Below are 6,342 nucleotides of genomic sequence, written 5' to 3'. Positions count from 1 at the left end.
CATCGGTGACGTCACGACCCTGGCCGACAGCACGGTCATGGACCTGATCTCGGAGAAGCTCCCCGCGAGCAAGTCCGAGGACTGACCGGCCCCGGGACGGGCCGCGCCCCCCCCGGGGCGCGGGCCCGTGCCCAGCCCCCCCCCCCCCCGGGGCCCGCGGGCGCCCCCGTTCACGGGGATCCCGTTCACGGGGATTCCGTTCCCGGGGCGGCGGCCGGGACGCCGCGGCGGCGAGCGCCGACGCCAGCAGCCCCGCCGCGAGCCCCGCCCAGGCGACCCGGAACGCGGCGCCGGTCGGCGCGTGCAGCACCGCGGCCAGGCCGCCGATCCCGGCCGCCGCGCCGGCGGACCGGGCCAGCATGATCAGCGCGCTGCCGCTGCCGAACCTGGCGGGCGGGACGTCCTCCACCGCGATGGTCTCGATCGCCACGGCGGCGGCGGCCATCCCCGCCGTGCCCGCGACGAGCGCGGGCAGCACCGCCAGCGGGTAGCTCCGCCCCGCGCCGAGCGCGTCCGCCGCCAGTGGCCAGCACCAGCCGGCGGCGCCGAGCACGCCGCCCGCGACCGCGACCGCCCGCGCGCCCGCCCGCCGCACCAGCGGCCCGCTCCGCCACGACACGACGGCCGAGGTCAGCGGGCCGGGGGTGAGCGCGAACCCGGCGGCGAGCACCGGGTAGCCCCACCGCTCGGTCAGGAACAGCGCCACGCACAGCGCCACCGCGAACTGGGTGACGCTCAGCATCACCATCGCCAGGTTCCCCGCGGCGGCCGACCGGGCCCGCAGCAGCGCGAAGTCGGCCGCCGGGCGCGGATGCCGCAGCGACCGGCGCACCCCGAGGCAGGTCAGCGCTGCGCCCGCGGCGAGCGCGGCGGCGGTCCGGGCGGCCGTCCAGCCCCAGTCCGGGCCCTGCACGACGCCGAGCACGAGGGCGGCGACGCCGCCGGCGAGCAGCGCCGTGCCGAGCAGGTCGGGCAGGCCGCGCCCCTCCGCGGGGCGGGACGGGACGCCGGCCGCGGCGCAGGCCAGCGCGACCGCGCCGAGCGGCAGGTTGACGAGGAAGATCCAGCGCCAGCCGCCGAGCGCGAGCAGCGCGGCGCCGAGCGCGGGCCCGCTCGCCCCCGCGATGCCCGCGGCGGCGCCGAGCAGCCCGAACGCGTGCCCGGCGCGGCCGGGGAACTCGCTCAGCCCGACCGAGATCGACAGCGCGACGACCGCGCCGCCGCCGGTGGCCTGCAGCATCCGCGCCAGCACCAGCGTCACCGGGCCGGCCGCGAGCGCGCACGCGGCCGAGCCGAGCGTGAACACCGCGAGGCCCAGCAGGAAGATCCGCTTGGGCCCGAGCCGGTCGGCCGTGCCGCCGGCGGGCAGCAGCACGGCCGCGAACACCACCGTGTACGCCGTGATCGTCCAGGACAGCCCCGCGAGGGTGCTGCCGGGGAACGCGCGGAGCAGCTGCGGGATCGCGACGCTGACGATGTTGTAGTCGACCACCGCCATGACGTTGGCGAGCACGACCGACGTGAGCGCCAGCGCCCGCCGCCGGGACGGCCGCGGCGGCGCGGCGGGCCGCCCGGCGAGGGACCCGGCGCTCACCGCGCCGCGGCGGTCCGGGCCCTCCGGGCGAACTCCTCCTCGAGGACGCGTTTGCGGACCTTCCCCGTCGGGGTCTTCGGCAGCTCGGCGACGACCTCCAGCCGGTCGGGCTCGTAGCCGGGCGTCATCCCCGCGTCCGCGACGAGCTTCTGGAGGTCCTCCAGCGGCGGCGGCGCGGCGCCCGGCGCGGGCACGACGACGGCGACGGCGGTCTCGCCGAGCAGCGGCTCCGGCTCGCCGACGACCGCGACCTCCGCGACGCGCGGGTCGGCGCGCAGGACGCCCTCGACCGCGACGGCGGGGACGTGCAGCCCGCCCTTGTTGATCATGTCCTTGGTGCGGCCGATGACCTTGATGCCGCCGCGGCCGTCCGGCCGGGCCAGGTCTCCGGTGACGAACCAGCCGTCGTGCAGCGCGGCGGCGAAGACGTCGTCGGCGCCCTCGTAGCCCAGGCACATGTTCGCGCCGCGGACCTCCAGGCGGCCCGGGCCGTCCGCGACGACCGCGCCGTCCTCGCCGACGAGCCGGATCTCCATCCACTCGACGGGCCGGCCGTCGCTCCGCGCGGCCCAGTCCGGCGGGTCGTCCGGGCGGCTGATCGTGACGCCGCCGTTCTCCGTCATCCCCCACAGCGACCGGACCGGGAACCCGAACGTCTCGCGGAACCGCCCCGGCAGATCCGGCGGGATGGGCGTGGAGCCGGTGACCATGTGCCGCAGCGCGACCTCCCGCGGGCGCGCCCGCTGCTCGGCGACCAGCTCGTCCAGGATGAACGGGGTGAAGTACGCGGCGGTGATCCCGTACCGCGCGGCGAGGTCGAGGAAGTCGCCGGGCTTGAACGCGTCCGCCCACACGGCCGTGGCGCCGGCGACGAGCGGCGCGAGCATCCCGTAGAGCCAGCCGCCCTGCCCGCCGACGATGCACGGCGTGGACAGCACGTCGTCCTCGCCGAGCCCGAGCGGGACGGTGTAGGAGCGCGCCATCGCGTACAGGGTGTTGTGGGAGTGCCGGACGCCCTTCGGCCGCCCGGTCGTCCCCGACGTGTACATGATCTGCAGGACGTCGTCGCCGGACGGGCGGTGCGGGGGCGGCGCGCCGCCCGACCCGAGCAGGCCGCTCTCGAAGCCGGTCGCGCCCGCGGGGACGTTCTCCCCCACCACGATCTGGTGGCGCAGCGCCGGCAGCCGGTCGCGCATGCCCGCGATGGTCCCGGCGACGTCCAGGCCGCGGACCCCGTCCAGCGACACGACGGCGCTCGCGCCGGACTCGCGCAGGATCCACTCGGTGTCCGCGGCGCCCGTCGCGATGTAGTACGGCACGGCGACCGCGCCGGCGCGCCCGCAGCCGAGCGCGAGGACGGTGGCCTGCCACTGGTTGACGAGCTGCATCGCGACCCGGTCGCCGGGACCGATGCCCAGCTCCGCCAGGCCCGCCGCGCACCGGTCCACCAGCTCGGCCAGCTCCGCGTACGTCAGCACGACGTCGGGGTCGTCGCCGGTCTCCCAGACATGGCCGACCACCGCCGGGCGGTCGGGGGCGGTCTCCGCCCACCGGTCGAGATCGTCGAGGAACGTCCCGTCCCGCCACCAGCCGCGCCGCCGGAACTCCTCTGCGTCGTGAAGGTTCGCCATCGTCGGCCCCTTCCATGCCGGGTGACTTGATCATGACCACGGCGCGGCGGGCCCGGCAACGGCCAGTGTTGACGAATTCCGGCGGGGGCCTCCGGTTCAGGCGATCTCGCGCCAGTCGAGGACGGGGGCGGCCATGTCCCGGACGGCGGCGAGGAGCCCGAGCCGGTTGGCGCGCACGCCCGGGTCGCCGGCCATGACCATGACGCCGTCGAAGTACGCGTCGACGGGCGCGACGAGCGCGGCCGCGGCCGCGGCGAACTCCGGCAGCGACGGGCGGGCGGTCAGCTCGGCCCTGACGCGGATGAACGCCTCGTGCAGGTCCCGCTCGGCGGGCTCGGTGAACAGGCCCGGGTCGTAGCCGGCGTCCGTCCCGTCCGGGACGATGCGCAGGACCCGCTGCAGCGCCGCGGTGAGCCGCCGGAACCGCGGCGAGCCGAGCAGCCCGGCCAGGTCGCCCGCGGCCCGCGCGGCGTGCGCGGGCGCGCCGGCGAGCGGCAGCACGGCGCGGACGACGCGCACCGGGCGCCCCTCGTCCAGGAGGCTCTGCTCCAGGCGGCGCGCGATGAACCGCTCGGCGTCCGCGAGCGCCTCGGGGGCGACGGCGACCGGCTGGTGCCGGGCGGCGAGGGCGAGGCAGTCCCCGACGGTGACCGGCGCGAGGCGCGGGACGTCCCGCAGGATCGCGGTCAGCGCCAGCGCCGCGCGGCGCAGCCCGAACGGGTCGGAGCTGCCGGTCGGCGCCGACCCGGCGGCGAACAGGCCGGTGAGGAGGTCGAGCCGGTCGGCGGCGGCGAGGACGGCCCCGGCGGTGGTCGCGGGCGGCGCGTCCCCGGCCGAGCGGGGCAGCTCCATCTCGTGGAGGGCGCGGGCGACGGCCTCGTCCTCGCCGGCGCGGCGGGCGTACTCGCGGGCCATCGTCCCGGCGAGGGCCGGCAGTTCGATGACCATGGACGAGGCGAGGTCGAACTTGGCGAGGGCGGCGGCGCGGTCCAGGACGGCGCGCTCCCCGGCGGCGAGGCCGAGGCGGCCGGCGAGGTCGGCGGCGAGCGCGGCGATGCGCGACGACCGGTCGGCCATCGACCCGAGCCGCTCGGTGAACGTGAGCCTGCCGAGCCCGGCCTTGATCTGCTCGGGCGTGCGCCGCAGGTCCTGCCGGAAGAAGAACGAGGCGTCCTCGTAGCGCGCGCGGAGCACGGCCTCGTTCCCGGCCCGGACGGCGCCGTGGTCGCACTCGCCGTCGGCGACCGCGACGAAATGCGGGAGGAGGCGGTTCGAGGGGCCGCGCACCGGCAGGTACCGCTGGTGCTCGCGCATGACCGTGGTGAGGATCTCCTCGGGCAGCTCCAGGTACTTCTCGTCGAACGAGCCGAGGATGGCGACGGGCTCCTCCACCAGGTCGACGATCTCCTCGACGAGCGCCCGCTCGGCGGCGAGGTCGACCGTGCCGCCGCGGCTCCCGGCGAGGTCCCCGGCGGCCTCGGCGACGCGGGTACGGCGGCGGGACCGGTCGGGTTCGATCCCGTGGCGGCGCAGCACGCCGGGCAGCGACGCGGCGTCCGGCACGTCGACCCGCGGCGTGCGGGACGTCCGGTGCACGCGGGTCGAGCGGCCGGCGGTCAGCCCGCCGACCGCGAACGGGATCTCCCGCCCGTCCAGCAGGGCGAGCAGCCAACGGATCGGGCGCGCGAACGACAGGCCGGGGGCGTTCCACCGCATGTTCTTCCCGGCGCGGAGCCCGCCGACGATGCCGGGCAGCAGCCCGGCGAGGACCTCGGCGGCGGGACGCCCCGCCGTCTTCCGGGTGTATCCGGCGTACTCCCCGCCCGCGACGGCGACCTTCCGGACGTCCGCCGGATCGATGCCGTGCCCGCGCGCGAACCCCAGCAGCGCACGCGTCGGCTCACCGGACGCGTCGTAGGCGGCGGCGAACCGGGGCCCCTTCACGACCTGCTCGGTGTCGGGTCCGCGGGCCTCCAGGCCGCGGACGAGCACGATGACGCGGCGGGGCGTCGCGCCCGTGTCGAGCGTGGAGGCGTCCGTGAACAGCCCGGCCTCCTCCAGCCCGCCGCGCAGCCGTCCGGCCACGTGGGCGGCCGTGCGTGCGACCTCGTGCGGCGGCAGCTCCTCGACGCCGATCTCCAGCGCGAACGTCCCGGCCGAGGCGGACTCCGGCGGCGGGCCGGGCTCGGCGGCGGCGGGCCGCGCCGCGGCGTCGCCGAGCGGATGCCCCAGCTCGGCGCGGCGCTCCACCCACAGGGCGGCGACCTCGCGGGCGAGGCCCCGCATCCGGGCGAACGCCCGCGCCCGCTCGGTGGTGCCGATCGCTCCCCGCGCGTCCAGCACGTTGAACGCGTGCGAGCACTTCAGCACGTAGGAGTGGGCGGGGACGGGCAGCCGCGCGTCCAGCATCCGCCGGGCCTCCGCCGCGTACGCCTCGAACAGCTCCCGGTTCGCCGCGATGTCGGCGTCGTCCAGGTAGTAGCGGCTCATCTCGTACTCGGCCTGGCCGAACGCCTCCCCGTAGGTGACGCCGGGCGCGTAGGCGATGTCCTTGAAGTGGGAGACGCCCTGCAGCGCCATCAGGATGCGCTCCATCCCGTAGGTGATCTCGACCGAGACCGGGTCGAGGGTCAGCCCGCCGGACTGCTGGAAGTAGGTGAACTGGGTGATCTCCAGGCCGTCCAGCCACACCTCCCAGCCGAGCCCCCACGCGCCGAGCGCCGGCGACGCCCAGTCGTCCTCGACGAACCGGACGTCGTGGGCGCGCAGGTCGACGCCGAGCGCGGCGAGGCTGCCGAGGTACTGCTCCTGCGCGTCGCCCGGCTCCGGCTTGAGGATCACCTGGAACTGGGTGTGGGTCTGCAGCCGGTTCGGGTTGTCGCCGTACCGGGAGTCGTCGGGGCGGACGCTCGGCTCGGTGTAGGCGACGCGCCACGGCTCCGGGCCGAGGACCCGCAGCGCCGTGGCCGGGTTGAGGGTGCCCGCCCCCACCTCGGTGTTCATCGGCTGCGCGACGAGGCAGCCGCGCCCCGCCCAGTAGCCGGTGAGCCGGATCAGGGCGTCCTGCATGGTCAGCACGGGAGCCTCCAACGGGCGCGAAAGGACAAGCCTAGAAGC

Annotated in this window: 3 protein-coding genes; all 3 read right to left on the bottom strand. The window is 77.1% G+C overall.

What is annotated here, in order from left to right; genetic code table 11:
- Positions 1–1,594 (bottom strand): MFS transporter (locus ABTW95_RS23770; RefSeq protein WP_500227421.1); only part of this gene is annotated, 1,594 nt, incomplete at its 3' end.
- Positions 1,591–3,225: an AMP-binding protein gene (locus ABTW95_RS23765; RefSeq protein WP_396454879.1), complete on the bottom strand. Its 1,635-nt coding sequence runs from the start codon at positions 3,223–3,225 to the stop codon at positions 1,591–1,593. The genes ABTW95_RS23765 and ABTW95_RS23770, both read right to left, overlap by 4 nt.
- Positions 3,226–3,321: 96 nt before the next feature.
- Positions 3,322–6,294 (bottom strand): glycine--tRNA ligase, encoded by a 2,973-nt coding sequence (locus tag ABTW95_RS23760; RefSeq protein WP_500227424.1) that lies wholly within the window; start codon positions 6,292–6,294, stop codon positions 3,322–3,324.
- Positions 6,295–6,342: the final 48 nt, after the last annotated feature.

It is taken from the genome of Spirillospora sp. NPDC127506, assembly GCF_040302145.1.
Lineage (GTDB): Bacteria > Actinomycetota > Actinomycetes > Streptosporangiales > Streptosporangiaceae > Spirillospora.
Note: the sequence above shows the minus strand (reverse complement) of the source record. Positions and strands in the feature narration are given on the sequence as shown.

Excerpts from the sequence above, each read along its gene's own strand:
- ABTW95_RS23760 (WP_500227424.1), bottom strand. The coding sequence starts at position 6,294 with ATGCAGGACGCCCTGATCCGGCTCACCGGCTACTGGGCGGGGCGCGGC.
- ABTW95_RS23765 (WP_396454879.1), bottom strand. The coding sequence starts at position 3,225 with ATGGCGAACCTTCACGACGCAGAGGAGTTCCGGCGGCGCGGCTGGTGG.